This window comes from Rhodococcus sp. M8 (assembly GCF_015654185.1).
In the GTDB taxonomy this organism is placed as follows: domain Bacteria; phylum Actinomycetota; class Actinomycetes; order Mycobacteriales; family Mycobacteriaceae; genus Rhodococcus; species Rhodococcus aetherivorans.
In genome coordinates, this window is record NZ_CP064065.1 from 3,237,529 (window position 1) to 3,263,602 (window position 26,074).

The following is a 26,074-nucleotide window of genomic DNA, read 5'->3' on the forward strand; positions in this document are numbered from 1 at the left end:
TATCTGCGCGGCCCAGAAAAGTTCAATCCCCATGCGGAACACATCAACTGGTATGGTTCTGCCGTCGATAGGGGGGATCGAACAATGTCGAAATGGGGCGTCGTTGTCCTTCAGCTGGCCAAGGTGGCGTTGTGGTATGTGGGGGGCTTGCTGGCCATCGGTGGAATATCGGCAGCGGCGAGCCTGCTGAGGCCGGACCTTCCGGATTCCGGCTGGGCGCCACCACCACCGATCACGACGACACGCACCGAGTCACCCACTGCCGCAACACCACCGCGCGAACTCCCCCCGGGTTTCCCGTCGATGGAGCGCGCTCCGCTCCCGCCGGAGGTTCCCGAAGGGGAACCGCAACCGGTACCGACACGGTTCGGGCTCACGTACACCACTCCAGCCGGCTGGTTCGGGCAGGGCCAATCGGTCATGGGCTGGAGAAGCCGGGACGGTGCAGCGATGATGATCGGTTCGGCATCCGCTTTCGGGAAGGAGTACTGCGAGGCAGACGACATGTCGATGCTGGCCGCAGTGGGGATCACGGGGCGCCCCGCGGGCGACCTCCTGACCGTCGCTGCTCACGAAGTCCGGGCGGTCGAATGGATGTACTCCGACGAGGGACGACTGCCGACGATCAACTATTTGGACCCGTCCATTTCGAGATTTCCGGAAACCCGGCAGTCCGGCTCACGGCGCTGGTGTCCGACATCCCTCCCACCGACGAATGTGACCCGCCGGCAGCGCGATTGGACGTCGTGGCCACCACCGGCCTTGCAACAGCGGAGGTCGCGGTCTTCGTCGTCCGGGCGGATCGCGGTGTGGCCGGACAGCTCGACGACAGCTCTATCGATGATCTCGTCGCGTCGCTGAGGAGATCGTGATGTCCGGGACGCACGAGGAATTCTCCGCCACCACACGCCGGATAGCCGGCGCTGCCGTCGCCGTGCAGGAGATCGGACACGATGTTGTGCGGGCGAACCGGTACCTCGCCGTCCACGGTGAGCCGAACGGCAATTTCGACGGTGTGCTGTTGCAGACGATCCGGGCCGGGTTCCAGGCGGTTCTCCCGTCGGCACAATCTCGATACTTCCAGGTTGCCGATCTCTGCCTGAAGACCAGCATCGAACTGAACCGATGCGCGTGGATGTACGACGACACCGAGGCACGGAATTACGAACGGCTCAATGCCAACATGCTCTTCCCGGAGTCGGTCGACGCATTCGATCCCGACACACCGGCGCCCGGTCCGGCGCGGCCGTATCCCGGCACCTTCCCGTATGGCGGTCCGGACCGGATCGAACTCGGTCACCCCGAAACCCTCCCCGAGGACGTCCGCCAGGTCGTCGCGGATGCAGCCGGTTGGCTCGGCGATGTCGACGAGGCGATCGACATGCTGACCGGGTGGAGCCCGATCGCGCAGGTCGTCGAACCGCTGAGCGGAAACTGGAACGAACTCGAGCGCCTCGGCGACGCCTACCGCATCGCCGGGGAGGCGGTAGAGACCAGCGGCGGGAACCTCGCCGCCGTCGTCCGGACCCTGGATCCCCACTGGGGCGGGCAGGCCGCCCGGGCGTTCACGGACTACGCCGACCGCATCGTCGATGCCCTCCGATGGGAAGGACCGGTCGGACGCGTCATCAAAGAAACCTGCTACCTGGTTGCGGAGAAGATCCGGGAAGGGATCGTCACGGCGGTTCGGTCACTGAAGGAGATGCTCGAAGAAGAAGTGGCATTCGACGACGCGTTGCAGAAGTTGAAGTTCCTCCTGAAGAAGACTCCGTTCGTCGGCACGGCCGCACAGATCGTCACGATCACCAAAATCGTTCAGAACACGATGGAATTCGTCGACGATGTAGTGGACCGGATCCGCGACCTCGCCGACGCACTGAAGGAATTCCTCGACGCACTGTCGTCGCCGGCGGACGTCCTGCAGGATCGGGTCGAGCAGAAGCTGGCGCCGCTGACCGAGGCGCACGAGCGCACCGAGCACAGGGCGGCGGTGGCCATCGACCTCGCCGGCGTCGCAGACGCGAGCGGCCCCGTGAACAAGCCCTCCAGCGCGTATTCGGTCGGTGAGGACCCGTGGGCGGATGCGATATGAGGGAAGTGCCGCCGCACCTCGACAGTCCACTGCGGCGAATCCACCAGGCCGTGACCGACCTCGAAGCCGCCGTGATCCGCGCACGACGGTTCGCCCGCGCCGACCGGGACCGACGCATCGAGGTCGACGATGCATTGATGGAACAACTCGCAGCGACCGCGGACGCGTCCCCCGAGTTGCGGCTGTATGCGTCGAGAGTCGCTGCCGGACAGTGCCGGTGGTCCGAGATCGAGGTGACGGCGCGTCCGGTTCCACCGGAGGTGGCCGAACTGAAGGCGAATCCGCGGCTCCGGTGGTTCCCGGAACAGCCGCATGCCTCGACTGCGGAAGGGCAGGAATGGGAGTCCTACCGGGTCCCCTGGCAGTAGCTCCCCTACCCGTGGTGGCCGCGGCGGTGTGTCCTTCGGGCTGTCCTGGCAGCCCGAAGGACACACCGGCCGTGTCAGCGGCCGATGAGTGCGAGGCGTTCGATCTCGGCGAAGTCGGTGCCGGCGGCCTCCGGCCGGGAGCGGCCGACCAGCGAGCCCACATAGGCCAGCAGGAATCCCGCCGGCACGGACACCAGGGCCGGGATCGTGAGCGGGAAGATCGGGTCGATCCCGTGGATCAGCCCGGTGGGTCCCAGGATGTTGGGACTGATCGCCACCAACCCGAGGCTCACTGCGAGGCCGCCGACCAGGGCCCAGGTCGTGCCGACGCGGTTGAATCCGCGCCAGTAGATGCTCAGCAGCAGCACAGGCAGGCTGGTGCTCGCGGCGACGGCGAACGCGACGTTGGCGAGGAAGCCGAGGTTGAAGCCCTTGGCCCCGAGCGCGAGGAACATGGCGACGACGGCGATGCCGAGCAGTGACAGCCGGGCCACCTTCAATTGCTGTTCACCGGTGGCCTTTCCGCCCTTGACGACGTGAGTGTAGAGGTCGTGCGCGAACGCTCCGGAGGTGGCGATGGCGACGCCGGCGAGGACCGCGAGGATCGTGGCGAGGGTGATGCCGATGATCACGGCCTCGAGGGCAGGACCGCCGAGGGCGCCGGCGAGCTGAACGACGGCGAGGTTACCCTGCGGATGCGCGGCGGCGATGGCGTCGGATCCGAGGGCGCGGATCGCGCCGTATCCGACGAACGGCAGCACCACGTAGAAGGCGCTGAAGATCCACAGTGCGACCACACCGGATTTGCGGGCGGCGCGGGCGTCCTTGACGGTGAGGAACCGGACCATCACGTGCGGCAGACCCATCACGCCGAGGGCAAGGGCGAGCTGCTGGGAGATGATGTCGAAGGTCTTGGTGGTGTTCTGCGGGTGCGACGACGCGACCGAGTCCGGCAGCGGCTCGACGACGTGCAGCGGGCTCGGCCCGTACTTCGCGAGCACCAGGAGCAGGATGAGAGCGGTGCCGGTCAGCAGCAGCCCGGTCTTGAGCACCTGCACCCAGGTGGTGGCGAGCATGCCGCCGAACATGGTGTAGACGACCATGAGCAGCCCGAGGACGATGACGGCGACCCAGAACTTGATGCCCAGCAGGGCCTGCACGAGCAGTCCCGCGCCGACGAACTGGATCACCATGTACATCGCGGAGATGACGATCGTGGTGACGGCGAGAGCGGCGCGCAGTCCGCGGCCGTCGAACCGGGCGGCGACGGCGTCGGCGAGGGTGAAGCGGCCGAGGTTGCGCAGCGGTTCGGCGATGATGAGCAGCACCAGCAGGTACGCCAGAGGCACCGCGGTGGCGTAGTAGAAGCCGCTGAACCCGGCGATCCCGATCATGCCGGTGATACCGAGAAACGAAGCGGCCGAGACGTAGTCGCCGGAGATGGCCAGTCCGTTGCCGACGGGCCCGACCTGCCCCTCGGCGACGTAGTGCGAGTCCGTGGAGGTGTTGCGCTTGGCGGCCAGGTAGGTGATGCCGAGGGTGACACCGATGATGGCGACGACGATCGCGACGCTGAGTCCCATGCCGGTCACCGCCCTTCCAGCGCGGCAAGGTGCGCATCGACGACTGCGTCCATGCGGCGCGCCCAGCGGGTGTAGATCTGCGCGACGACGAGGATCGCGGCGAAGACGGCGAACCCGACCCAGTACGCGATGCCGAGTCCGCCGAGGCGGCCGGACAAGACCGTGGTGGAGGTTGTCAGGACGATGTAGCCCATGAACACGGCGAGCAGGACGGCTGCGGAGCCGAGCGACAGGCGTCGGCGTTGCCGAGCAAGGGCGAGGACGGCGTCGAGACCGGCGTCGTCCGGCCGGGTCGTGCCGCCGCCGGCGGCCGTGGAGATGTCGAGCGACATGATCACCTCAATGGGGTGTGAAGGGATCAATCAATCAATGCTTTGATTGATTGGACGCCCTACCGTAAGTGAGGGCCATCACAAAGCGCAAGTACTCCGGCGCCGCGACTCAGTCGCGGGTGTGGATATCGAGGTCGTCGGCCGCGGTGGCGAGCTTCTCCAGCAGGCCGATCAGGATGGTCTGCTCGGGCTTGGTCAGCACGCTCGTCCAGGTCCGTTCGCGCTTGTTGTGCGCCGCGTAGGTGCTGGTGATCGCGTCGACACCGGCCTGGGTCAGACTCAGCTCGACCGAGCGCCGGTCGCGCTCAGAGCGCCGCCGGGTCACGAGGCCGTCCCGTTCCAGCGTGTTGACCAGCGCGGACACGGCGGCGCGGCTCATACCGGAGAGCTGGGCGACCCGCTTGGCATCGCTCGGCCCGGACAACCACAGCATGAACAGCACCCGGAAGCCGGGCCAGCTCCAGCCCTGCGGGCGGTGCACGGTGGACTCGAGGTCGTAGACGAGCGCACTCGCGACCCGGGTCAGTTCGAGCACGAGCCGCATCGACTGGGGATCGACCTCGGGCATGACGCGCGTCGTCTTGCGCACGGCGAAGTCGACAAAGCTCAGAAAGTCCAGGTTGTCCACGTCGTCCGCAGGCTCGCTCACCCCGCCAGCGTAGAGGTGGCGCCGCATGCACCGTGCCGAAGTGGTCAAAGGCTTGCACATCCGGTGTGACGCCACTTACATTGGTCACAGATTCGTTCAAACCTTTTACTAACTGGGGGTGGTTCCATATGACCGCACTGTCCTTCGCTTCCTCCGCCGATCTGGGCGAGAAGGAGCAGACCCTCGAGATTCTCGCCGACGGGGTGTACGCGCTGACCGCCGAGGGCGATCCCAACCTCGGAGCTGTCGAGGGCGAGGACTTCCTCGTGTGCTTCGAGGCGCTCGCCACCCCGGTCGCGGCGCGCGACTGGCTGGCCAAGCTGCGTGAGCACACCGACAAGCCCGTGCGCTACCTCGTGCTCTCGCACTACCACGCGGTGCGGGTGCTGGGAGCGTCCGCCTTCGACGCCGACACCATCGTCGCGCACGAGAACACCTACAACCTCATCGCCGAGCGCGGCCGTGAGGACTGGGAGTCCGAGTTCGGCCGCATGCCGCGTCTGGCCAGGGGTGCCGACTCCGTGCCCGGCCTGACCTGGCCGACACTGACGTTCAGCGACCGGCTCACCATCGACCTCGGTGGCGACCGCGGCAACCTGGTACTCCAGCACCTCGGCCGCGGCCACACCGAGGGCGACATCGTCGCGTGGCTGCCGCAGCAGAAGATCCTGTTCGCCGGCGATCTCGTCGAGGCGCAGGCCGCGCTGTACACGGGCGACGCGTTCCACCGCGACTGGTCCACCGGCACACTCGACCGGATCAAGGCGCTCGGCGCCGAGGCGCTCGTCGGCGGGCGCGGCGCGGTCAGCCGCGGCCGCGAGGAGGTCGACGCCGCCATCGAGCAGACCCGGCACTTCCTGAACGTGATGCTCACCGAGGTAGGGACCGTGCAGCGGCGTGGCGGCACATTGAAGGAGGCGTTCGAGGCGACGCACGCGGCACTGTTCGACCGCTATGGGCACTGGCCGATCTTCGAGCACTGCCTGCCGTTCGACGTCTCCCGGGTGTGGGACGAACTGTCCGGCATCGAACGGCCCGTGATCTGGACCGCCGAGCGCGACCACGAGGTCTGGGCCCAGCTCCAGAGCTGACCCCACCACGGTACGAGAAGGAAATGTGATGACAGTGCGGAACATTCACAACGGCACCGTCGCGGTGCTCGGGAACGGACCTGTCGGGCAGACCACCGCCCTGCTGCTCGCCCGGTGGGGCATTCGCGTGATCGTCCTGGACGCTCGCCCCGAACGCGACCCGATCGGCTCGAAGGCGATCTGCCAGCAACGCGACGTGCTCGAAGTGTGGGCCGCCGTCGGTGTCGGCGAGCAGGTCGCCGCGGAGGGCGTCACGTGGGACACCGCGAGCACCTTCTACCGCGACGAGAAGCTGTTCACCCAACCGTTCGTCGACAACGGCCGCTCCGCGTTCCCGCCGTTCGTCAACATCTCCCAGGCCCGCACGGAGCAGCTGCTCGACGAGCGCATCGCCGAGGAACCGCTCATCGAGGTCCGGTGGGGTCACCATGTCGACGGTATCGACCAGGACGACGCCGGCGTACGCGTGCTGTGCACGACCCCGGACGGTCCCGCCGTCGTGCCCGTCGCCTACGCGGTCGCGACGATGGGGGCGCGGGCCGACGGGTTCCGCACGCACCTCGGGCTGGACTTCGCGGGTCGCACGTTCGACGACAAGTTCCTCATCTGCGACATCAAGGCCGACATCCCCGACTGGGCACACGAGCGCAGGTTCTACTTCGATCCCGAGTGGAATCCCGGACGCCAGGTGCTCATCCACCCGTGCCCGGATTCGACGTTCCGCATCGACTGGCAGGTCCCCGGCGACTACGACCTCGAGGCCGAAACGGAGAGCGGCGCCCTCGACCGCCGGATCCGCCGGATCATCGGCGCCGAGCTGCCCTACGAGATCGTGTGGAAGTCCGTGTACCGCTTCCATGCTCGTCTCGTCGACCGGATGCGCGTGGGCCGCGTCCTCGTCGCCGGCGACTGCGCTCATCTCGTGTCGCCGTTCGGTGCGCGCGGACTGAACTCCGGGGTCGGCGACGCCGAGAACGCCGCGTGGAAGCTCGCGTTCGTGCTGCGCGGCTGGGCCGACGAGTCGCTCCTGGACACCTACGACCTGGAGCGGCGGGCCGCGGCGCGCGAGAACATCGAGGTCACCTCCGCGACAATGGATTTCCTGGTGCCGCAGACCGACGAGCAGCGCGCACACCGCCTGCGTATCCTCGAGGCGGCGGCCGACGACGCCGACGCCCGCGCCCAGGTCGACTCGGGCCGCCTCGCGGAACCGTTCTGGTATGCCGACTCGCCACTGACCACCGCGGACCCGGCCCGTCCCTTCGCTGGTCGGCCCGCCAGGGGTGTTGCTCCACAGCCTGTTCCGGGCGTTCTGCTGCCGGACATGCCGGTCGCGGTGTGCGGTCGGGCCACGCGCCTGCGTGCGCTGGCCCGGGCGGGAATCCTGCTCCTGCACGGCCGCGACGTCGACGCGACCACGCTGCGCACGCTCGCGCTGGACGCCACGAGCGCTCCGGTTCGGATCCACGCCATCGACGACATCGATGCGACCGGCGCGCTCGCCGAAAGCCTTTCCGCGGCAGCGCACGAGGTGTGGGTTGTCCGGCCCGACGCGCACATCGCCGCGGTCGTCGACACCGCGGACCCGGCCGTGCTGACCGATGCGATCCGCACCGCCACCGGACGGCGGGTCGTGGCCCCGCTGGTGGCCGCGGTGTGACACAGAGGTGGTACGCGCTCCCCGGTCACGGAACCGGGGAGCGCGTCCGCGGTCAGCGCCGGGTGCGGCGTTCCCGCTCCGACAGACCGCCCCACCCACCGTGCCGCTCCCTGCTGAGCATCGCGTGGGTTCGGCACTCCGTCAGCACCGGGCAGCTCGCGCAGATCCGCTTCGCGGCGGCCTCGCGCCGGCGCCGGACGTGCGATGGTTCGTCGTCCGGGGCGAAGAAGTAGAATTCACCGGCGGATCGGCAGCTACCGCGGAACCGCCAGCCGAGGGCCGGCCGGGTGTGCTCGCTCAGCAGGCTCACCCAACGATCACCACGTCCAGGGTCCGCGGACCGTGCACACCCTCGACTCGTTCGAGTTCGATGTCGGAGGTTGCGGACGGGCCGCTGATCATGGTGGTGGGCCGCTCCGGCACCAGCCGGGCCAGTGCCTCCGGAACCCCGACCTCGACGTCAGCGAGCGGCACCACGCACACGTGCAGGTCCGGCACCAGGGTCAGCGCACGCCGCCCCTGGCCCGGGCTTCCGTCGAGGAAGATCGTGCCGGTCTCGGCGCACGTGACGGCGGAGGCGGTAACGACGCCGTCGAGTGCGCCGAGGTCCGGCGCGGGAATCTCGGCCGAGTCCACCACCACGTCACCGTCGAACCGCGCCAGCCACGAGGGATCCAGTCCGGCGGGAATCCCCACGCGCCGCACACCCCTCTCCGCGAGGACCCGTGCGAGCACGTCGGGCAGGTCGCCGGGCGTGCACTCGCGGACGTGTGCCTTGTAGTCGACGAGCCGGTCCACGAGCAGTTCCCGGCGCTGCGCGTCGGGCAGGGTGCGTCCGGTGCGATAGTCGCGCGGAACCTGCACGGGCTCCGGCGGAGCCAGGGTCAGGGCGTCACGGATCCGGCCGAGGATGACATCCCGGGTGCTCACTGCTGTCGTCCCTTCTCGCGAGCCTGCGCCAGCGCGGCCCGCCCCTCGTCCGAGTTCCACCATTGCCGGAACGTCTGTTTCGGTGGTGCCGGAATATCACGCGCCTCGGTCCAGCCTCCCAGCGGCCCGGGCAGCGTCGTGATCTTCCCCTTCCTCCCGGCGAGGAGCCGGCCGAGTCCGGCGGCCTTCTGCGCGGCCGTCCACCGGCGCGACGACGACATCGCCAGCGAGGCCGCCTTCATCGCCGCGGCCTCGACCCCGAACGGCGCGTGCTCGACCTTCTGGTGCCGCAGTTCGACCAGCAGCGACGGGATGTCGATCTTGACCGGGCACGCGTCGAAACATGCTCCGCACAGGCTCGACGCGAACGGCAGGGTCGCGTTGGGGTCACCCGGTGTGTCCATGCCGGCGAGTTGCGGGCTGAGCACGGCGCCGATCGGTCCGGGATACGTCGAGCCGTAGGCGTGCCCGCCGGTGCGCTCGTACACCGGGCACACGTTCAGGCAGGCCGAGCACCGGATGCAGTGCAGCGCTTCGCGTCCCACCCCGTCGGCGAGCGCGGCGGTGCGGCCGTTGTCGAGCAGCACGAGGTGGAACTCCTGCGGTCCGTCGCCGTGGGTGACGCCGGTCCACATCGACGTGTACGGGTTCATCCGCTCCCCCGTCGACGACCGCGGCAGCAGTTGCAGGAACACCTCGAGGTCCCGGAAGGTGGGCAGCAGCTTCTCGATGCCCATCACCGTGATGAGGGTCTGCGGCAGGGTCAGGCACATGCGACCGTTGCCCTCGGATTCGACGACGGCGAGCGTGCCGGTCTCGGCGATCCCGAAGTTCGCGCCCGACACCGCGACCGGCACGGTCATGAACTTCCGGCGCAGGAACTTGCGGGCCGCGGCCGCGAGATGTGCCGGGTTGTCGTCGAGATCGGGGTCGACATCGGGCATCTCGCGCAGGAAGATCTCGCGGATCTCGGCACGGTTGCGGTGGATGGCGGGGACGAGGATGTGCGACGGCTTGTCGTGACCCAGCTGGACGATGAGTTCGGCGAGATCGGTCTCGTAGGCCGTGATCCCCTGGTCCTCGAGATGCTCGTTGAGCCCGATTTCCTGCGTGGCCATCGACTTGACCTTGATGACCTCGTCCGAGCCGGTCTTGCGGACCAGGTCGGTGACGATGGCGTTGGCCTCGGTGGCGTCGGCCGCCCAGTGCACGACGCCACCGCGGGCGACGACCGCCGCCTCGAGCTCGATGAGCAGTTCCGGCAGCCGGCCGAGCACGTCGCGCTTGACGGCGGCGCCGGCGTCGCGGAGCTGCTGCCAGTCGGGCAGTTCGTCGGTCACGTTCAGCCGCTTGGCCCGGATGGTGTGGGTGGCCTTGCCGATGTTGCGGCGCAGCTGGGTGTTCGCGAGTTCGTGATGCGCTGCGGCGGGGAATTTCTCGGTGCCGCGCAGATTGCCGGAGCCGCGCGGGGGGACGGCGGGCATGCCGAGGACGGTCATTCGGGCACTCCCTTCGGCGCGACGGCCGGTTCGACGGAGGCGAGGATCTCCGCGAGGTGGATGGTGCGGGCCCCGGTGCGCAGGCGCGAGAGCCCGCCGCCGATGTGCATCAGGCACGACGAGTCGCCGGCGCTGCAGTATTCGGCGCCGGTCGCTGTGATGTTGCACAGTTTGTCCGCGAGCATCGCGGTGGAGGTCTCGGCGTTCTTGATCGCGAACGTGCCGCCGAACCCGCAGCAGGAGTCGGCCTCGGGCAGTTCGACGAGGTCGATCTCGCGGACCGCCCGCAGCAGTTGCAGCGGTCTGTCGCCGACGCGCAGCATGCGCAGCGAATGGCAGGTGGGGTGGTAGGTGACCCGGTGCGGGAAGTAGGCACCGACGTCGGTGACGCCGAGGACGTCGACGAGGAACTCGGACAGCTCGTACGTCTTCGCCTTCACCGTGTCGACGCGGCCGCACAGCGCCGGCGAGCCGTAGCGGGCGGCGACGATCTCGTGCTGGTGCCGCACGGAACCGACGCAGGACCCGGACGGCGCGACGATCGCGTCGATGTGGGTGTCGCCGAAGGTGTCGGCGTAGTTCTCGACGAGGGGCAGCGCGTCGGGTTGGTAGCCGGTGTTGACGTGCATCTGGCCGCAGCAGGTCTGGCCTTCGGGGAAGACGACGTCGTGGCCGAGCCGGGTGAGGAGCAGGGCGGTGGCCGAGACGGCACCGGGGAACATCGTGTCCCCGAGGCACGTCGCGAACAGGGCGATTCGCATGTGGATCTCCGCATCGGGTCTATGTGGTCAGACCACAGTAACGCATGGTCGGTGCGGTGCGTCACCCCCTCGGCCGAAATTCTCCCGGATCCCTCCGGCACTCGATTGTGACCGGGGTCATGGTGTACGGTCCTGTGGTCTGACCACAGAACCCGCCGCGGTCCGCGGCGCAAACCGGGAGTTTCATGTGGAAACCGAACTGCTGGCGGTGACGTACACGCCGTCGACCACCGCCGTCGCCGGCAACCTCACCGCGACGGCCCTGCTGGGCCTGGTCCCCCTGCTGACGTTCTTCGTGCTGCTCGCCGGCCTCAAGCTCAAGGCCTGGTACTCCGGGCTCGGCGCGCTCGCCGTCGCGCTCGTCGTCGCCGTCGTCGGCTTCGGCATGCCGGCGCCGCTGGCCGGACTGTCCGCGCTGCAGGGCATCACGTTCGGCCTGTTCCCGGTCATGTGGATCGTGGTGACCGCAATCTGGTTCTACGAACTCACCGTTGTCAGTGGACGTTTCGAGGACTTGCGGCACGTGTTCAGCTCGGTCGGTCACGGCGACATGCGCATCCAGGCGATGCTCATCGCATTCTGCTTCGGCGGCATGCTCGAGGCCCTCGCCGGATTCGGCGCACCGGTCGCCATCACCGGCGCGATGCTCATCGCGATCGGAATGCCCCCGATCCGCGCCGCCGTCACCGTGCTCGTCGCGAACACCGCACCGGTTGCGTTCGGCGCCATGGCAATTCCGATCACCACCGCCGGCAACCTCACCGGCATCCCGTCGACCGAGATCGCGGCCGTCGTCGGCCGGCAGACGCCGGTCCTGGCGTGGTTCGTGCCGTTGCTGTTGCTGCTGCTGGTCGACGGCCGGCGCGGCGTCCGGCAGGTGTGGCCGATCGCGCTGGTCACCGGTTTCGCCTTCGCGGTCGCCCAGTACTGGTGCTCGAGCAACTTCTCGTACGAACTCACCGACGTCGTCGCGTCCCTCGTCGGGCTCGCCGCCGCCGTCCTCATGCTGCGGTTCTGGCGGCCCACCACGCCCGAGGACCAGCATTCGCACGTCACGGCCGAACCGATCGGCGCCGTGCGCACGGCAATGGCCCTGTTCCCGTACCTGCTCGTCATCGTGGTGTTCGGCATCGCCAAGCTGTGGACCCTCGGCCTCGACGTGCCGAAGTGGCTGTCGGGCACCGACATCAAGATCGAGTGGCCCGGGCTGTACGGGAATCTGCTCACCGCGAGCGGGGATCCGTCGACCGGGGCGATCTACACGCTGCCGTGGCTGTCGAATCCCGGCACACTCCTGCTGCTCTCGGGGATCATCGTCGGCGTCGTGTACACGGTGCGCAGCGGCGACGGGCGGTTCCCGATGACCGTCCGGCTCACCTTCCGCACCTTCGGCGAAACACTGTGGAAGATGCGGATTTCCATCGCCACAGTGGCGACGGTGCTCGGACTGGCGTACGTGATGAACCACTCCGGGCAGACCGTCGCGATCGGTACGTGGCTCGCCGGCACCGGCGCGATCTTCGCGTTGCTGTCGCCGATCCTCGGCTGGCTGGGTACCGCCGTCACCGGCTCGGACACCTCGGCGAACGCGCTGTTCGCGCGGCTGCAGCAGACAGCGGGCCAGGCCGCGGGTATCGATCCGACACTGCTGGTCGCGGCGAACACCTCCGGCGGTGTCGTCGGCAAGCTGATCAGCCCGCAGAACCTCACCATCGCGGCGACCGCAGTCGCCCGGCCGGGCAGCGAGCCGCTGCTGCTGCGCAAGGTCGTCGGCTACAGCGTCGGGATGCTCGCGCTGTTGTGTGTGCTGGTGTATCTCCAGTCGACTCCGGTGCTGTCGTGGATGCTGCCGTGAGCCGGCACTACCGGGGCGGGTGCAGCCCGGTCAGCTCGTAGTGCAGTGTGGGCGTGCGCATGACCTTGTGGGCGGCACGCACCAGGTAGCGCTGCAGCACCGGATACTTGCGGTCGATCGCGCGTGCCGCGGCCACCGACTCGGCGCCCGACAGCAGCCGGGCGGTGGCCTCGACCGCGGATCCGGTGACCCGCCCCCGCCACGTGCACGGGCTGATGCGTACCTCGGGAAAGTTCTTCAACCGCTTGTTCTTCGATGCCCGCCCGGGCGTACGGAAATAGGCGCGATCGCCCCGCACCGCGATGTTGACGGGGGTGTCGACCCAGCTGCCGTCCCGTTTCCGGGTCTGCAGCAGCACCACCTTCTCGGCGACGAACGGTTCGAGCTCGGGAGGAATCGGTTCGGTCATGACTGCTCCTCACGACGATCACTGTCTCCCAGGATCCGCGCGTTCGGTGCGACCGGCAAACGGCATAGGCTCGCACCATGTCGCAGTCCGAGCCCCGCGCATGGGAGACCGTGTTGAACCACCTCGAGCAGCAACTGGTCTCGGGACACCTCGCCCCCGGCCAGCGGTTGCCCGGGGAACGCGTCCTGGCCGCCGAGCTCGGGGTGGGCCGTTCGTCGGTGCGGGAGGCACTGCGCGTGATGGAAGCGCTCGGGTTGCTCACCGCGCAGACCGGCTCCGGGCCCACCGCGGGCGCGATGATCGTCTCGCGGCCCACCGGCGGTATGTCCATGCTCATGCGCCTGCAGGTGGCAGCGCAGAATTTCCCGGTGTCGGACGTGGTGCAGACCCGTCTCGTCCTCGAGACCGAGGTGATGCGCGCGCTGGCCGCGAGCGACCCCACCCCGGACCTGTCGCACGCCGAGCAACTGCTCGACGCGATGGACGAGGCGACGCTCGCCGCACACGAATTCCTGGTGCTCGACGCCCGGTTCCACATCGCGATGGCGGACGCGGCCGGAAACCAGGTGATCGCGGCGATGATGACGGGCCTGCGCGACTCGATCGAAAGCTACGTGCTCGCCGGCGCCCCTCTGACCACCTGGCCCACGACGTGCACCCGGCTGCGCTGCGAGCATCGCGGGCTGCTCGAAGCCGTTCGGGCGGGCGATCCCGAGCTGGCCCGCGCCCGTATCGTCGAGCACATTCGCGGCTACTACGCGGAGAGCCTGGGGCGCCCGGACGCCCCTGAACGCGAGCACCCCCGACCTCGTGTATAGTTGGCGATGCAACGCGGGGTGGAGCAGCTCGGTAGCTCGCTGGGCTCATAACCCAGAGGTCGCAGGTTCAAATCCTGTCCCCGCTACCACCACCGGCCCGGACTCTCACGAGTCCGGGCCGGTTTCGTTGTCCCGTGCGAACCCTGTGGGCCGAGCGAATGTATCGCTCATCTCGACAGCGGTAGCGACCGATACATTCGCTCCGAGCCGCGGTGGGCAGGCGAGTACATTCCCGCTGTGTACGGAACAGTCGGGCGACCGCGGAGTGTGCGATGAGCGAGGACGACCCGGGCGGGCGACCGGCGCAGCGTGAGAACGCCGGCCGGCGTGCTCCCCGCTGGCTGCGGCCGACGATCTTGTACGTGCTGTTCGCCGTCGCCGCCTACCAGCTCTCGGGTTGGCTGTTCCACAACCTGCGCGGCTTCCTGGGCCTGCTGTTCCTGGCGTGGTTGCTGAGCATCACCCTCGAGCCGGTCGTCGACTGGCTCGAACGCGTCGGCATGCGGCGCGGCGCCGCCACCGGCCTGGTGCTCTTCTCTCTGCTGGCCTTCGCGATCGGGTTCGTCGCGCTGTTCGGCACCCTGTTCGTCGAGCAGCTGGGCCAGCTGTTGAAGGCCCTGCCGGACGCCCTCACCGCGGTCACCGAATGGGCCAACCGCGTCTTCGACACGAATTTCGCCACCGGTCCGGAGCTCCTCCGCCTGACCCCGGAGACCGTCCGGGAACTGGTCCAGCGGTTCACCCCCGGGGTCCTGGGGGTGGTGTCGTCTGTGGTGGGAGTGGTCTTCCAGGCCATGACGATGCTGCTGTTCGTGTTCTACATGTCGGCCGAGGGACCGGCGATGCGCCGCACGATCTCGAGCTGGTTCCCGGCCCGGCAGCAGCAGGTGATCTCGACGGTGTGGGAGACCTCCGTCGAGAAGGCCGGCGGATACGTCGTCTCGCGGCTCATCCTGGGTGCGGTCAGCGCCGTGGGCACCGGCATCTTCCTGATGGCGATCGGTGTGCCGTACTGGCTGCCGCTCGCGCTGTGGACCGGGGTCGTGTCGCAGTTCGTGCCCACCCTCGGGACGTATCTCGCGATCGCGCTGCCGGCGATCATCGCCGCGGCCAACCAGCCGATCGACGGGCTGTGGGTGGTGTTGTTCGGCACTGCCTATCAGCAGGTCGAGAACTACGTGCTGCACCCGCGGATCACGTCGAAGACCGTGTCGATCCACCCGGCCGTCGCATTCGGTTCGGTGATCGTCGGCGCGTCGCTGTTCGGTGCGATCGGGGCGCTGGTGTCGGTCCCCGTCGTCGCCGTGCTGCAGGCGTTGGTCGAAACATACGGACGCCGCTACGATCTCGTCGTCGACCCCACCGGCAGGACGAAGCCCGAGCCGGAACCCCGCGACGACGAGGACGGCTGAACGTTACTGCCGCGGCACCCGGCCCATGAGATAGAACTCGGGATTGGGCATCATCCCGGTCACGCTGGCCATCTTGTTGCTCAGGCCGAAGAACGCGGTGATCGCGGCGATGTCCCAGGCGTCCTCGTCGGTGAAGCCGTGGGCGTGCAGGGCTGCGAAGTCGGCCTCGTCGACGTCGTAGGCACGCTCGTTGACCTTGGTGGCGAAGTCGAGCATCGCGCGCTGCCGCGGTTCGATGTCGGCGGTGCGGTAGTTGACCGCCACCTGGTCGGCCACCGTCGGCTTCTTCTCGTAGATCCGCAGGATCGCGCCGTGCGCCACGACGCAGTACAGGCAGTTGTTGGCGGCGGAGATCGTGGTGACGATCATCTCCCGGTCGCCCTTGGTCAGGCCGGAGTCCTCCCGCAACATGATCGCGTCGTGGTACGCGAAGAAGGCCCGCCACTCGGCGGGACGTCGCGCGAAAGTGAGGAACACGTTGGGCACGAACCCCGACTTCTCCTGCACTTCGAGGACGCGCTCTGCGATGTCCCCGGGCAGATCCTTCAGTTCCATGGCGGGAAAGCGCGTGCTCACAAGGTCTCCTGGGCCGGTCGGGACAACGGACCCTGAAGTTAACCGGAATTAACCGAGTTGTCCAGATCGCCGCGCCACGGCGGTCACCGGTCGAACCACGCCTGCGCATCGAGACGGAAGCCCTCGGCGCCGGCGACCGTGCGCAGATCGGCTTCGAGCCGCCGCAGGCGCTCGGAGCCCAACGTCCGGCCCCACCGGCCACGGAGTTCGTCGAAGATCGCCGCGGAGCGCCGGAGGCAGTCGAGGCCTCGGTCGGTGAGGACGACGGTCTTCGCGCGCGCATCGGACGGATCCGCCTCCCGCCGCACGTACCCGAGTTGCTCGAGCCGATCCACCGTCTTGCCCGCCGCCTGTTTGGACACGCCGAGACGGCGGCCGATCTCGCTGGCCGAGGCGCCGGCGGTTCCGATGGCCTGCATCGCGAAGCCGTGCGCGGGGCGCACGTCCGGATGCCCCTCCTCGGCGAGCTGCCGATGCAGAGCGTCGACCAGGGCACGGAATCCCGCGAACAGCAGGAGTGGCAGCTCGTAGCCGGGGCCTTGCACGGATTCGACAACTTGGTTTACCGTTCCGTCAACCATGTTGTCTATCTTAACGGAGGACGGTTCGATGCCCACCACCTTCACCCGCCACAGCGCCGAGACCGCGCCGTCCGCAGCCCGGCCGATCATGTCGGCGATCGGACGAGAGTTCGGATTCGTGCCCGACCCCGTCGCGCTCATGGCCGAATCCCCCGCACTGCTGTCGGCCTTCACCCGCGCCAACGCACTGTTCGAGCGCAGCAGCCTCGGCGAGATCGAACGGGAGGTGCTGGTGCTGACGATCGCCACCCGCAACGAATGCCACGTGTGTGTCGCCCTGCACAGCGCGAAGCTCACCAGGATGGGCGCACCCGGGGACCTCGTCGACGCACTGCGCACCGGCCGGGCCCTCGCCGACGAACGACTCGAGGTCCTGCGGAGGTTCACCCTGGCGGTACTCGATTCGGCCGGTGCGGTGCCCGACGACCGGTGGGCCGAGTTCACCGCGGCGGGGTTCACGGCGCGCAACGCCCTCGAGGTGGTCCTCGGCGTCGGCACCTTCACCCTCTCGACGCTCGCCAACCGCCTCACCGCCGCCGAGCTGGACCCGCCGCTCGCGCCGTTCGCGTGGCGACGCGAGGAGGTCGCCCCGTAAACGCAGACGGCCGAATGTCACACGGGTTCAGTCAGATCGAACCCGTGTGACATTCGGCCCGTCAGGGGAGGAAGGGTCAGACGATGAGCGTCGCGGCGGTCGCGGCCAGAACGTCGTCGACACTCACGCCGGGCGCGGTCTCGACGAGCTTCAGGCCCTCGTCGGTGACGTCGATGACCGCCATGTCGGTGATGATCCGCTGGACGCAGTGCTTGCCGGTGAGCGGCAGGGTGCACTCCTCGAAGATCTTGGGCTCGCCCTTCTTGGTGACGTGCTCCATCATCACGATGACGCGCTTGGCGCCGTGGACGAGGTCCATCGCGCCGCCCATGCCCTTGACCATCGCGCCGGGGATCATCCAGTTGGCGATGTCGCCCTTGGCGGAGACCTGCATCGCGCCGAGGACGGCGACGTCGATCTGTCCGCCGCGGATCATGCCGAAGGACTCCGCCGAGTCGAAGAACGAGGCCCCGGGGATGACCGTGATGGTCTCCTTGCCGGCGTTGATGAGCTCGGGGTCGAGCTCATCCTCGGTCGGATACGGCCCGACACCGAGCACGCCGTTCTCCGAGTGCAGGATCACCTCGACGTCCGGGTCGAGGTAGTTGGGCACCAGGGTCGGCATGCCGATGCCGAGGTTGACGTACTGGCCGTCCGAGAGTTCCGCGGCCACGCGCGCGGCCATCTGCTCACGGGTGAGCTTCTGGATGGTGGTGGCTGCCTGGGTCATGAACGGACCGTCCGATTCTCGATGCCGACAGTGACGGGGCCGACGTGCACGACGCGCTGGACGTGGATGCCGGAAGTATGGATCTCGTTGGGGTCGAGCTCGCCGGGTTCGACGAGGTGCTCGACCTGCGCGATGGTGATGCGGCCCGACGTGGCGGCGGGCGGGTTGAAGTTGCGGGCGCTCGTGCGGTAGACGAGGTTGCCGTGCCGGTCGCCCTTCCAGGCGTGGACCAGGGCGTAGTCGGCGACGATTCCGCGTTCCATGACGTAGGTCTCGCCGTCGAACTCGCGGGTCTCCTTCGGCGGGGACGCGACGGCGATACCGCCCTTGCCGTCGTAGCGCAGCGGCAGGCCACCCTCCTCGACCTGGGTGCCGACACCCGCGGGGGTGAAGAACGCGGGGATGCCGGCGCCGCCGGCGCGCAGCCGCTCCGCGAGGGTGCCCTGCGGGGTCAGCTCCACCTCGAGCTCGCCGGAGAGGTACTGCCGCGCGAACTCCTTGTTGGAGCCGACGTAGGAGGAGATGGTGCGGCGGATGCGGCCCTTCTCCAGCAGCACCCCGAGGCCGAAGCCGTCGGTGCCGCAGTTGTTGCTGACCGTCTCGAGGTCGGTGGCGCCCTGCTCGAGCAGCGCGTTGATCAGGATTTCCGGGACGCCGACCAGACCGAATCCGCCCACGGCGATGGTGACGCCGTTCGGGATGTCGGCTACGGCCTCGGCGGCGGTGGCAACGACTTTGTCCATGCCTCTACGATAGCGGCAGTTGTGCGTAATGTGAACCCCCGTCCGTGATACGAACCATTTCGAGACTGTTTCATTTGGGAATATTGATTCGGCCAGGACGACCCACTAGCCTCGTACGCATAGCGTCCTTCCGTCCATATCGCGAACACGCATCGAACACCGAGGTCCCATGCTTCACCTGCCGCCCCGCTTCGCCCGCCCCGACGGCGTGCACCCGCCGCTCGACTTCCCCGACTACCGGACCACCGCGCTGCGCCGCCCGGCGCAGCCGCTCACGCTCGTCCCACAGCGGCTCGGCGAGCTCACCGGGCCGGTCTTCGGCGAGGACCGCGTGCAGGAGGGGGACGCCGACCTGAGCATCGCCAACGGCGGCGAGGCCGCCGGCCAGCGCATCATCGTGCACGGCCGCGTCCTCGACGGCAACGGCAAGCCCGTCCCCCACGCGCTGCTCGAGGTGTGGCAGGCCAACGCCGCCGGCCGCTACCGGCACGTCGACGACAACTGGCCCGCCCCGCTGGACCCGTTCTTCAACGGCGTCGGCCGCTGCGTCACCGACGCGGCGGGCCGATACCGGTTCACCACCGTCAAGCCCGGGGCCTACCCGTGGCGCAACCACCACAACGCCTGGCGTCCCGCCCACATCCACTTCTCGTTGTTCGGCACGGCGTTCACGCAGCGGCTCGTCACCCAGATGTACTTCCCCGACGACCCGATGTTCTTCCAGGACCCCATCTACAACGCGGTGCCCGCCGAGGCGCGGCACCGGATGGTCAGCGTCTTCGACTACGACGCCACCGTCGACAACTGGGCCCTCGGCTTCCGCTTCGACATCGTCCTGCGCGGACGCGAGGCCACCCCCTTCGAGAACGAGGAGGACGACGATGAGTGAGTTCGCTCCTCGTTACCCCGTCACCCCGGGCGACCAGAGCACCGCCGCCTTCGGTCCCACACCGTCGCAGACCGTCGGTCCGTACTGGAAGATCGGCCTCGAGTGGGCCGACGGCGCGGACGTCGTCCCCGCCGACACCCCCGGCCGGATCACCGTGCGCATCACCGTGATCGACGGGAACCGCGAGCCGATCGCCGACGCCATGGTCGAGACCTGGCAGGCCGACGCCGAGGGCCGGTTCGGCGCCGAGGGCTTCCGCGGCTTCGCCCGCAGCGCCGCCGACGGCACCGGCACCGCCGCGATCCACACGATCAAGCCCGGCGCCCACGAGTCCGACACCGAGGCCGACGAGGCGCCGCACCTGAACGTCGGGATCTTCGCGCGCGGCATGCTCGACCGCCTCTGCACCCGCATGTACTTCCCGGAGGACCTCGCCGCGCACGCCTCCGACCCGGTGCTCACCGCGCTGCCGGAGTCGCAGCGGCACAAGCTGATCGCCGACAAGTCCGACGACGGCTACGCCTGGACCGTGTACGTTCAGGACCTCGATCCGAACGGTGTGGAGACGCCGTTCTTCGCGATCTAGACGGGAGCGTGCCTTGACCGTGCCGGCGCAGTCCGACAATACCCGCGGTGCCCTCTTCGACCCTGTGTTCGGGGCCGGCGACCTCGCACCGCTGCTGTCCGACCGGGCGTGGATCGCCGCCCTGCTCGACGTCGAGGTGGCGATCACGCGCGCCGCCGAGAAGCACGGTCGCGCCACCGCCGCCGACGTCACGGCCGTCGCCGCGGCGGCCGGGGAACTCACCCGCGAACTGGACCCGGCCGAACTGGGCCGGCTCTCCGCGGCCGGGGGCAATCCGGTGATCCCCCTGGTGAAGATCCTGCGGGAGCGCGCGCAGGCCCCTGCCGCCGCGGTGCACGTCGGGGCCACGAGCCAGGACGTACTCGACACCGCGCTGATGTTGCTGGCGCACAAGGCCGGCCGGCTCGTCGTCGCCGAGTTGCGCGGCGCCGCCGAGGCGACGGCACGCCTGGCCCGCCGGCACCGTGACACCCCGATGGTCGCGCGCACCCTCGGGCAGCAGGCGCTGCCCACCACGTTCGGGGCCCTCGCCGCGACGTGGCTCGTCGCGCTCGACGACGCCACCGCCTCGCTCGACCGCGCCCTCGTCTCGCTGCCCGCCCAATACGGCGGCGCAGCAGGCACTCTCGCCGCAGTGCACCCGGACGGCCTCGCGTTCGCGGACACCCTGGCGGACCTGCTCGGGCTGGCCAGGCCCCTCGTGCCGTGGCACACCGCGCGTACCCCCGTGACCGGGCTCGCGGTCGCCCTGGGGGTCGCCGCGGGCGCGGTCGCCAAGCCCGCCACCGACGTCGTCCTCATGGCCGCAACCGAACTCGGCGAGGTCAGCGAGGACGCGCCGGGCGGATCGTCGGCGATGCCGCACAAGCGCAATCCGGTCGCGGCGATCACCGCCCGGGCGGCCGCGCGGCGCGTGCCCGGCCTCGTCGCGACCGCCCTCGCGTCGACGGACCACGAGTTCGCCCGCGCCGCGGGCGCCTGGCATGCCGAGTGGGAGACGCTCACCGACCTGCTCCGGTTGACCGGCGGTGCGGCCCATCAGCTTTCGGTCAGCCTGACCGGGCTGCACGTCCACGCCGACGCGTTGACCCGCAACCTCGAACTCACCGGCGGGGCGATCCTCGCGGAGAAGGTCGCCGCGGCGCTGTCCGAGCACACCGGCTCGGCGCGCGAGATCGTCACCGCGGCGGCCCGCGCCGGCACTCCGCTCGACCGCGATCCCGGCATCGTCGAGCACCTCGGCGCCGACCGGGTCCGCGCCCTGCTCGACCCCACCCGCTACCTCGGCCATGCCGGCGACCTCGTCGACCGTGCCCTGGCCCACCACGACACCACCGCCGACCGGCCCCTTGGAGGACAGGCATGACCGTCACGCTCAACTACGAACAGCACGGCGACCCCACCGCTCCCCCGGTGGTGCTGCTCGGGTCGCTCGGCTCCGACCTGTCGATGTGGGCGCCGCAGATCACCGCGCTGTCCCCGATCGCCCACGTCGTCGCCGTCGACCACCGCGGGCACGGCAAGTCCCCCGTCGTCGCCGGTCCCTACACGATGGCCGATCTCGGCGGTGACGTCGTCGCGCTGCTCGACTCGCTCGGCCTCGGCTCGGTGCACTTCGTGGGCCTGTCGCTCGGCGGCGCCGTCGGCCAGTGGCTCGCCGCGCACCACCCCGAACGCGTCCGCACCCTGACCCTGCTGTGCACGTCCGCCGCCTTCGCCCCGGCCCAGCCGTGGCTCGACCGCGCCGCCACGGTCCGCGCCGACGGGCTGGCGTCCATCGCCGAGTCCATCGTCGGCCGCTGGTTCACCCCGGGCCTCGCCGAACGCGACCCCGACCTGGTCGCACGCCACGTCGAGATGGTGGCGGGCACCAGCGACGAGGGCTACGCCGCGTGCTGTGAGGCGCTGGCCACGTGGGACGGGCGCCCCGACCTCGCCCGCATCGTCGCGCCGACCCTCGTCGTCGCCGGTGCCCAGGACCCGGCCACCCCGCCGGCCGTCATGGAGCAGATCGCCGACGGCATCGCCGGCGCCGCCTTCCACGTCGTCGACCCGGGCGCGCACCTGGCCAACGTCGAACAGGCGGGCCGGATCACCGCCCTGATCCGCGAGCACATCGCCCGCGCCACCCCGGCCGGGGCGCAGCGCACCGCCGCCTTCGAACAGGGCATGCGGGTCCGGCGCTCGGTGCTCGGCGACGCGCACGTCGACCGGGCGATGTCGGCGGCCACCGCGTTCACCGAGCCGTTCCAGGACTTCATCACCCGCACCGCGTGGGGCGACGTCTGGTCCCGGCCCGGACTGGACCATCACACCCGCCGGCTGCTGACGCTGGCGATCCTCACCGCCGTCGGCAACGAGCACGAACTCGACATGCACATCCGGGCGGCCCTGCGCGCCGGTCTCGACCCCGACGAGCTCGTGGAAGTATTCCTGCACACCGCGATCTACGCGGGAGTGCCGAACAGCAACCGGGCGTTCGCGCTCGGCAGGCAGGCGCTCGCAGACGGCGAGGGGAGCACCACACCATGACGATCACCGACGGCGACCCGATCGCGGCGACCGCAGCGTCGCCGGACTACGTGCAGTCGCTCGCGCGCGGACTGTCCGTCATCAAGGCGTTCGACGCCGAGCACCCCCGGCGCACCCTCAGCGAGGTGGCCAGGGCCACCGACCTGACCCGGGCCACCGCGCGACGGTTCCTGCTCACGCTGGTCGAGCTCGGATACGTACGTACGGACGGCTCCCAGTTCTGGCTGACCCCGCGCGTGCTCGAGCTCGGCTACAGCTACCTGTCGAGCCTGACGCTGCCGGAGGTGGCACGCCCGCACCTCGAGGCGCTGGCGAAGAACGTCCACGAGTCGACGTCGGTGTCGGTGCTCGACGGTGGCGACGTCGTCTACGTCGCGCGGGTTCCGGTCAGCCGCATCATGACCGTCTCCATCACCATCGGCACGCGCTTTCCCGCGCACGCCACCTCGATGGGGCGCGTCCTGCTCGCCGGGCTCTCCCCCGCCGAACTCGACGCCTACCTCGCCACCGCGACGCTCGAGCCGCTCACCTCCCGCACCCTGATCACGGCCGACGGGTTGCGCGCCGAGCTCGACCGGATCCGGCGCGACGGCTACTGCATCGTCGACCAGGAACTCGAGGAAGGGCTCCGCTCGCTGGCCGCGCCCATCCGCGACGCCTCCGGCGGCGTCGTCGCCGCCGTGAACATCTCCACCCAGGCCGCCCGCTACAGCCTCGACGCCGTGCGGAGCGAACTCGTGCCCGCCGTGATCGAGACGGCAGCGGCGATCTCGGCCGATCTCGCCCGGACCCAGAAGCACTGACCCCGAATATCGACAAGGAAACTGCCATGCGCGACGTAGTGATCTGCGAACCCCTCCGTACCCCCGTCGGCCGCTTCGGTGGCGTCCTGAAGGACGTCGCACCGGAAGACCTCGCCGCCACCGTGATTCGCGAGCTCGTCGCCCGCACCGGTATCTCCGGCTCCGACGTCGACGACGTGATCCTCGGCCAGGCCTCGCCCAACGGGGAAGCTCCCGCCCTCGGCCGCGTCGCCGCCCTCAACGCCGGTCTCGGCGTGGAGGTTCCGGGCCAGCAGGTCGACCGTCGCTGCGGCTCGGGGCTGCAGGCCGTCCTGCAGGCCGTCATGCAGGTCCAGTCCGGCGGCAGCGACCTGATCCTCGCGGGTGGTGCCGAGTCCATGAGCCAGGCCGAGTTCTACGCCACCGGCATGCGCTGGGGTGTCAAGGGTGAGGCCGTGGCCCTGTCCGACCGTCTGGCCCGCGCCCGGGTCACCGCCGGCGGCCGGGACTTCCCCGTGCCGGGCGGCATGATCGAAACGGCCGAGAACCTGCGCGCCGAGTTCGCCATCAGCCGCGCCGACCAGGACGCCCTGGCGGTCCAGTCGCACCAGCGCGCCGTGGCCGCGCAGAAGGACGGCGTGTTCGCGCAGGAGATCGTCCCGGTGGCCGTGCCCCAGCGCAAGGGTGATCCGCTCGTCGTCGACACCGACGAGCATCCGCGCGCCGACACCAGCGTCGAATCCCTCGCCAAGCTGCGCCCGATCCGCGGCAGGATCGACCCGGAGTCGACCGTCACCGCCGGCAACGCCAGCGGTCAGAACGACGGTGCCGCGCTGGCGATCGTCACCACCGCCGAGAAGGCCGCGCAGCTGGGCCTGCGCCCGCTGGCCCGGCTGGCGAGCTGGGCGGTGGCCGGGGTGCCGCCGCGCACCATGGGCATCGGCCCGGTCCCGGCCACGGAGAAGGCCCTCGGCCGCCTCGGCCTGAGCCTGGCGGACATGGACGTGATCGAGCTCAACGAGGCGTTCGCCGCGCAGACCCTCGCCGTGACCCGCAGCTGGCGCCTCGAGCCCGACGATGCGCGCCTGAACCCCCACGGGTCGGGCATCTCGCTCGGCCACCCCGTCGGCGCGACCGGCGGCCGCATCCTCGCCACCCTGCTGCGCGAGCTCGACCGCCGGGAGGGCCGCTACGGCCTCGAGACGATGTGCATCGGCGGCGGCCAGGGCCTGGCCGCGGTGTTCGAGAGGGCGTAAACGCCCGTGTGTCCTTCGGGCTGTTCCAGCAGCCCGAAGGACACACCGGCCGCGTCAGCGGCCTGCGGGCACGGCCGCCGGTGCCGACTTCGAGAGGGTCTTCGGAGCGGTGATCCAGCCGAGCACCGCGATGAGGACCAGGGCGGCCAGGACCGGAACGCACGCCACCAGCACGATGGTGCCGGTCGGGACGCCGAGGCCGATGAGCGCGCCGCCCACCACCGGGCCGACGACCGAGCCGAGCCGTCCCATGGACGCGGACCAGCCGACCGCGGTCGTCGCAGTCCCCTGCGGGTACATCGACACCGACAGCGCGGTCTGACCGATCATGCCGGCCTGGATGCCGAGGCCCACGCCGCCGAACACGATCAGCAAGAGCACCTTGTCGGGACCGAGGAACGCGGACACGACGAGGAAGACGATCGCCAGCGACGTGGTGACCAGGAGCACCGACGACATCCGGAACCGCAGCGCACCGATCATGAGGACCGCCGCACCGACGATGCTGCCGACCCCGAGCGCGGCCGAGCCCAACGGTGCCAGCCCAGCCGAGAACCCGTAGCTCGTCAGCAGCGTCGGCAACCACGACGAGAAGACGTAGTACACGGTGAACATCAGGAACGAGAAGCCCCACAGCAGCAGCGTGCGGCTCCGCAGCCCCGGGTCGAACAGGCGCGCGACGGACGCCTCGCGCACCGCCGACGCGGTCGCGGCGGCGGCCGGCGCGGGCTCGCCGGCGGCGGCGCGTCCGTCGGGGAGGCCGATCCACAGCAGCGGCAACAGGACGGCCGAGGCCGCGGCGCCGACGAGGAACACCGATTCCCAGCCGAACGCGCCGATCAGGCGCGTGCCCAGCACCCCGGCGATCAGCGCACCGAGGGAGATGCCCATGGTGACGAACACGGCGATCGACTGCCGCAGCCGGGCGGGATTGAGGGCCGTCGCGTGGGAGACGGCCGCCGGCAGGACCGCACCGAGGCCGAGGCCGGTCAGCACGCGCAGGGCGGTGAGTTCGGTGATCGTCGACGCGAACGCGGTCAGCAGCGAGCCGACGGTGAACACCACCACTGCGGCCAGCACGACGCGCCGGGCGCCGAACCGTGCGACGATCCGGCCGCAGGCGAGGTAACCGAGTGCCACGCCGACGCTGGTCAGGGACAGTGCGGGGGTGAAGTGGGACGGGGCGACGTCCCAGTCCTTCGCGAGCGCCGGGACCGACAGGCCCAGGGCGATCGTGTCGTAACCGTCGAGGACGACGGCGACGAAGGTCAGGACGAGGACGGGCCAGTTCGGCGCTGCCTCGTCGGTTCGGGAAGTGGACGATGTGGTGTTGGGTCCGCGCATG

General features: G+C 69.7%; 28 protein-coding genes and 1 tRNA gene. 16 read left to right on the top strand and 13 right to left on the bottom strand.

The window, feature by feature from the left end; genetic code table 11:
• The first annotated feature begins 746 nt into the window (after positions 1-746).
• The 3 genes from ISO16_RS28935 to ISO16_RS14555 are packed head-to-tail and all read left to right on the top strand — an operon-like array spanning position 747 to position 2,460.
• Positions 747-872, top strand: coding sequence for a hypothetical protein (locus ISO16_RS28935; RefSeq protein WP_268256875.1), 126 nt, complete (start codon positions 747-749; stop codon positions 870-872).
• Entirely contained in the window at positions 872-2,092 is a 1,221-nt protein-coding gene (locus ISO16_RS14550) for a WXG100 family type VII secretion target (protein WP_072636462.1), read from the top strand. Before ISO16_RS28935 ends, ISO16_RS14550 begins: the two co-directional genes overlap by 1 nt.
• A 50-nt stretch (positions 2,093-2,142) precedes the next feature.
• The gene (locus tag ISO16_RS14555) at positions 2,143-2,460 is read left to right on the top strand and encodes a hypothetical protein (protein WP_230304357.1); all 318 of its coding nucleotides are present in this window, start codon (positions 2,143-2,145) and stop codon (positions 2,458-2,460) included.
• 74 nt (positions 2,461-2,534) lie between these two features.
• Here the strand turns inward: ISO16_RS14555 and ISO16_RS14560 are convergent, their stop codons facing one another.
• The 3 genes from ISO16_RS14560 to ISO16_RS14570 form a co-directional block, all read right to left on the bottom strand.
• Complete coding sequence (locus tag ISO16_RS14560; RefSeq protein ID WP_072636491.1) at positions 2,535-4,043, bottom strand: solute symporter family protein; 1,509 nt, start codon at positions 4,041-4,043, stop codon at positions 2,535-2,537.
• Between the two features lie 5 nt (positions 4,044-4,048).
• The gene (locus ISO16_RS14565) at positions 4,049-4,375 is read right to left on the bottom strand and encodes a DUF485 domain-containing protein (RefSeq protein WP_006940653.1); all 327 of its coding nucleotides are present in this window, start codon (positions 4,373-4,375) and stop codon (positions 4,049-4,051) included.
• Positions 4,376-4,484: 109 nt separating this feature from the next.
• Positions 4,485-5,024, bottom strand: a complete 540-nt coding sequence (locus ISO16_RS14570; protein WP_029546471.1) for a MarR family winged helix-turn-helix transcriptional regulator — start codon at positions 5,022-5,024, stop codon at positions 4,485-4,487.
• A gap of 128 nt (positions 5,025-5,152) precedes the next feature.
• Between ISO16_RS14570 and ISO16_RS14575 the strand changes: the two genes are divergently transcribed.
• Complete coding sequence (locus tag ISO16_RS14575) at positions 5,153-6,115, top strand: MBL fold metallo-hydrolase (RefSeq protein WP_072636464.1); 963 nt, start codon at positions 5,153-5,155, stop codon at positions 6,113-6,115.
• A 28-nt stretch (positions 6,116-6,143) separates the two neighbouring features.
• A complete protein-coding gene (locus ISO16_RS14580) occupies positions 6,144-7,775 on the top strand; it encodes an FAD-dependent monooxygenase (protein WP_072636465.1) in 1,632 nt (543 codons plus the stop codon).
• A 52-nt stretch (positions 7,776-7,827) separates the two neighbouring features.
• On the opposite strand, the gene ISO16_RS14585 is transcribed toward ISO16_RS14580, so the two are convergent.
• From ISO16_RS14585 to ISO16_RS14600, 4 genes are read right to left on the bottom strand one after another with little or no spacing between them, the layout of a single operon-like run.
• Positions 7,828-8,085 carry a WhiB family transcriptional regulator gene (locus tag ISO16_RS14585; protein ID WP_139310923.1) on the bottom strand — a complete coding sequence of 86 codons (258 nt, stop codon included), beginning with the start codon at positions 8,083-8,085 and terminating at the stop codon, positions 7,828-7,830.
• Positions 8,082-8,705 carry a LutC/YkgG family protein gene (locus ISO16_RS14590; RefSeq protein ID WP_072636466.1) on the bottom strand — a complete coding sequence of 208 codons (624 nt, stop codon included), beginning with the start codon at positions 8,703-8,705 and terminating at the stop codon, positions 8,082-8,084. The genes ISO16_RS14585 and ISO16_RS14590 overlap by 4 nt, the downstream gene beginning before the upstream one ends.
• Positions 8,702-10,204 (bottom strand): LutB/LldF family L-lactate oxidation iron-sulfur protein, encoded by a 1,503-nt coding sequence (locus tag ISO16_RS14595; protein ID WP_072636467.1) that lies wholly within the window; start codon positions 10,202-10,204, stop codon positions 8,702-8,704. The genes ISO16_RS14590 and ISO16_RS14595 overlap by 4 nt, the downstream gene beginning before the upstream one ends.
• Complete coding sequence (locus tag ISO16_RS14600) at positions 10,201-10,965, bottom strand: (Fe-S)-binding protein (protein ID WP_072636468.1); 765 nt, start codon at positions 10,963-10,965, stop codon at positions 10,201-10,203. Before ISO16_RS14600 ends, ISO16_RS14595 begins: the two co-directional genes overlap by 4 nt.
• A gap of 187 nt (positions 10,966-11,152) precedes the next feature.
• Here ISO16_RS14600 and ISO16_RS14605 point away from each other — a divergent pair, with 187 nt between their 5' ends.
• A complete protein-coding gene (locus ISO16_RS14605) occupies positions 11,153-12,820 on the top strand; it encodes an L-lactate permease (protein WP_072636469.1) in 1,668 nt (555 codons plus the stop codon).
• A gap of 7 nt (positions 12,821-12,827) precedes the next feature.
• Here ISO16_RS14605 and ISO16_RS14610 read toward each other — a convergent pair whose 3' ends face one another.
• Positions 12,828-13,229, bottom strand: coding sequence for a PPOX class F420-dependent oxidoreductase (locus tag ISO16_RS14610; RefSeq protein WP_006940636.1), 402 nt, complete (start codon positions 13,227-13,229; stop codon positions 12,828-12,830).
• Positions 13,230-13,306: 77 nt separating this feature from the next.
• Here ISO16_RS14610 and ISO16_RS14615 point away from each other — a divergent pair, with 77 nt between their 5' ends.
• The 3 genes from ISO16_RS14615 (at position 13,307) to ISO16_RS14625 (ending at position 15,459) form a co-directional block, all read left to right on the top strand.
• Positions 13,307-14,047, top strand: a complete 741-nt coding sequence (locus ISO16_RS14615) for a FadR/GntR family transcriptional regulator (protein ID WP_072636470.1) — start codon at positions 13,307-13,309, stop codon at positions 14,045-14,047.
• A 12-nt stretch (positions 14,048-14,059) separates the two neighbouring features.
• Positions 14,060-14,136: transfer RNA gene (locus ISO16_RS14620), tRNA-Met, on the top strand.
• Between the two features lie 183 nt (positions 14,137-14,319).
• Positions 14,320-15,459 (top strand): AI-2E family transporter, encoded by a 1,140-nt coding sequence (locus ISO16_RS14625; protein WP_072636471.1) that lies wholly within the window; start codon positions 14,320-14,322, stop codon positions 15,457-15,459.
• Positions 15,460-15,462: 3 nt separating this feature from the next.
• On the opposite strand, the gene ISO16_RS14630 is transcribed toward ISO16_RS14625, so the two are convergent.
• Both ISO16_RS14630 and ISO16_RS14635 read right to left on the bottom strand, forming a co-directional pair.
• Positions 15,463-16,014: a peroxidase-related enzyme gene (locus ISO16_RS14630; RefSeq protein ID WP_072636472.1), complete on the bottom strand. Its 552-nt coding sequence runs from the start codon at positions 16,012-16,014 to the stop codon at positions 15,463-15,465.
• 104 nt (positions 16,015-16,118) lie between these two features.
• The gene (locus tag ISO16_RS14635; protein ID WP_072636473.1) at positions 16,119-16,616 is read right to left on the bottom strand and encodes a MarR family winged helix-turn-helix transcriptional regulator; all 498 of its coding nucleotides are present in this window, start codon (positions 16,614-16,616) and stop codon (positions 16,119-16,121) included.
• A 28-nt stretch (positions 16,617-16,644) separates the two neighbouring features.
• Here ISO16_RS14635 and ISO16_RS14640 point away from each other — a divergent pair, with 28 nt between their 5' ends.
• A complete protein-coding gene (locus ISO16_RS14640; RefSeq protein ID WP_230304358.1) occupies positions 16,645-17,211 on the top strand; it encodes a carboxymuconolactone decarboxylase family protein in 567 nt (188 codons plus the stop codon).
• 76 nt (positions 17,212-17,287) lie between these two features.
• Here ISO16_RS14640 and ISO16_RS14645 read toward each other — a convergent pair whose 3' ends face one another.
• Positions 17,288-17,941, bottom strand: a complete 654-nt coding sequence (locus tag ISO16_RS14645) for a CoA transferase subunit B (protein ID WP_072636474.1) — start codon at positions 17,939-17,941, stop codon at positions 17,288-17,290.
• Positions 17,938-18,684, bottom strand: coding sequence for a CoA transferase subunit A (locus tag ISO16_RS14650; protein WP_050036039.1), 747 nt, complete (start codon positions 18,682-18,684; stop codon positions 17,938-17,940). The genes ISO16_RS14645 and ISO16_RS14650 overlap by 4 nt, the downstream gene beginning before the upstream one ends.
• 169 nt (positions 18,685-18,853) lie before the next feature.
• Here ISO16_RS14650 and pcaH point away from each other — a divergent pair, with 169 nt between their 5' ends.
• The 6 genes from pcaH to ISO16_RS14680 are packed head-to-tail and all read left to right on the top strand — an operon-like array spanning position 18,854 to position 24,729.
• Complete coding sequence (pcaH, locus tag ISO16_RS14655; RefSeq protein ID WP_072636475.1) at positions 18,854-19,573, top strand: protocatechuate 3,4-dioxygenase subunit beta; 720 nt, start codon at positions 18,854-18,856, stop codon at positions 19,571-19,573.
• Positions 19,566-20,159: a protocatechuate 3,4-dioxygenase subunit alpha gene (pcaG, locus tag ISO16_RS14660; protein WP_029546484.1), complete on the top strand. Its 594-nt coding sequence runs from the start codon at positions 19,566-19,568 to the stop codon at positions 20,157-20,159. The genes pcaH and pcaG overlap by 8 nt, the downstream gene beginning before the upstream one ends.
• 13 nt (positions 20,160-20,172) lie before the next feature.
• The gene (locus ISO16_RS14665) at positions 20,173-21,525 is read left to right on the top strand and encodes a lyase family protein (RefSeq protein WP_072636476.1); all 1,353 of its coding nucleotides are present in this window, start codon (positions 20,173-20,175) and stop codon (positions 21,523-21,525) included.
• Positions 21,522-22,691 carry a bifunctional 3-oxoadipate enol-lactonase/4-carboxymuconolactone decarboxylase PcaDC gene (gene pcaDC / locus ISO16_RS14670; RefSeq protein WP_072636477.1) on the top strand — a complete coding sequence of 390 codons (1,170 nt, stop codon included), beginning with the start codon at positions 21,522-21,524 and terminating at the stop codon, positions 22,689-22,691. The genes ISO16_RS14665 and pcaDC overlap by 4 nt, the downstream gene beginning before the upstream one ends.
• Entirely contained in the window at positions 22,688-23,494 is an 807-nt protein-coding gene (locus tag ISO16_RS14675; protein ID WP_050036044.1) for an IclR family transcriptional regulator, read from the top strand. Before pcaDC ends, ISO16_RS14675 begins: the two co-directional genes overlap by 4 nt.
• 26 nt (positions 23,495-23,520) lie before the next feature.
• Positions 23,521-24,729: an acetyl-CoA C-acetyltransferase gene (locus tag ISO16_RS14680; RefSeq protein WP_072636478.1), complete on the top strand. Its 1,209-nt coding sequence runs from the start codon at positions 23,521-23,523 to the stop codon at positions 24,727-24,729.
• A 54-nt stretch (positions 24,730-24,783) separates the two neighbouring features.
• On the opposite strand, the gene ISO16_RS14685 is transcribed toward ISO16_RS14680, so the two are convergent.
• On the bottom strand, positions 24,784-26,073 hold the full coding sequence (locus ISO16_RS14685; RefSeq protein WP_072636479.1) for an MFS transporter: 1,290 nt from the start codon (positions 26,071-26,073) through the stop codon (positions 24,784-24,786).
• Position 26,074: the final 1 nt, after the last annotated feature.

Excerpts from the sequence above, each read along its gene's own strand:
- ISO16_RS14550 (WP_072636462.1), top strand. The coding sequence starts at position 872 with ATGTCCGGGACGCACGAGGAATTCTCCGCCACCACACGCCGGATAGCC.
- ISO16_RS14560 (WP_072636491.1), bottom strand. The coding sequence starts at position 4,043 with ATGGGACTCAGCGTCGCGATCGTCGTCGCCATCATCGGTGTCACCCTC.
- ISO16_RS14565 (WP_006940653.1), bottom strand. The coding sequence starts at position 4,375 with ATGTCGCTCGACATCTCCACGGCCGCCGGCGGCGGCACGACCCGGCCG.
- ISO16_RS14575 (WP_072636464.1), top strand. The coding sequence starts at position 5,153 with ATGACCGCACTGTCCTTCGCTTCCTCCGCCGATCTGGGCGAGAAGGAG.
- ISO16_RS14580 (WP_072636465.1), top strand. The coding sequence starts at position 6,144 with ATGACAGTGCGGAACATTCACAACGGCACCGTCGCGGTGCTCGGGAAC.
- ISO16_RS14595 (WP_072636467.1), bottom strand. The coding sequence starts at position 10,204 with ATGACCGTCCTCGGCATGCCCGCCGTCCCCCCGCGCGGCTCCGGCAAT.
- ISO16_RS14600 (WP_072636468.1), bottom strand. The coding sequence starts at position 10,965 with ATGCGAATCGCCCTGTTCGCGACGTGCCTCGGGGACACGATGTTCCCC.
- ISO16_RS14610 (WP_006940636.1), bottom strand. The coding sequence starts at position 13,229 with ATGACCGAACCGATTCCTCCCGAGCTCGAACCGTTCGTCGCCGAGAAG.
- ISO16_RS14615 (WP_072636470.1), top strand. The coding sequence starts at position 13,307 with ATGTCGCAGTCCGAGCCCCGCGCATGGGAGACCGTGTTGAACCACCTC.
- ISO16_RS14625 (WP_072636471.1), top strand. The coding sequence starts at position 14,320 with ATGAGCGAGGACGACCCGGGCGGGCGACCGGCGCAGCGTGAGAACGCC.
- ISO16_RS14630 (WP_072636472.1), bottom strand. The coding sequence starts at position 16,014 with ATGGAACTGAAGGATCTGCCCGGGGACATCGCAGAGCGCGTCCTCGAA.
- ISO16_RS14635 (WP_072636473.1), bottom strand. The coding sequence starts at position 16,616 with ATGGTTGACGGAACGGTAAACCAAGTTGTCGAATCCGTGCAAGGCCCC.
- ISO16_RS14640 (WP_230304358.1), top strand. The coding sequence starts at position 16,645 with ATGCCCACCACCTTCACCCGCCACAGCGCCGAGACCGCGCCGTCCGCA.
- ISO16_RS14645 (WP_072636474.1), bottom strand. The coding sequence starts at position 17,941 with ATGACCCAGGCAGCCACCACCATCCAGAAGCTCACCCGTGAGCAGATG.
- ISO16_RS14650 (WP_050036039.1), bottom strand. The coding sequence starts at position 18,684 with ATGGACAAAGTCGTTGCCACCGCCGCCGAGGCCGTAGCCGACATCCCG.
- pcaH (WP_072636475.1), top strand. The coding sequence starts at position 18,854 with ATGCTTCACCTGCCGCCCCGCTTCGCCCGCCCCGACGGCGTGCACCCG.
- pcaG (WP_029546484.1), top strand. The coding sequence starts at position 19,566 with ATGAGTGAGTTCGCTCCTCGTTACCCCGTCACCCCGGGCGACCAGAGC.
- pcaDC (WP_072636477.1), top strand. The coding sequence starts at position 21,522 with ATGACCGTCACGCTCAACTACGAACAGCACGGCGACCCCACCGCTCCC.
- ISO16_RS14675 (WP_050036044.1), top strand. The coding sequence starts at position 22,688 with ATGACGATCACCGACGGCGACCCGATCGCGGCGACCGCAGCGTCGCCG.
- ISO16_RS14680 (WP_072636478.1), top strand. The coding sequence starts at position 23,521 with ATGCGCGACGTAGTGATCTGCGAACCCCTCCGTACCCCCGTCGGCCGC.
- ISO16_RS14685 (WP_072636479.1), bottom strand. The coding sequence starts at position 26,073 with ATGCGCGGACCCAACACCACATCGTCCACTTCCCGAACCGACGAGGCA.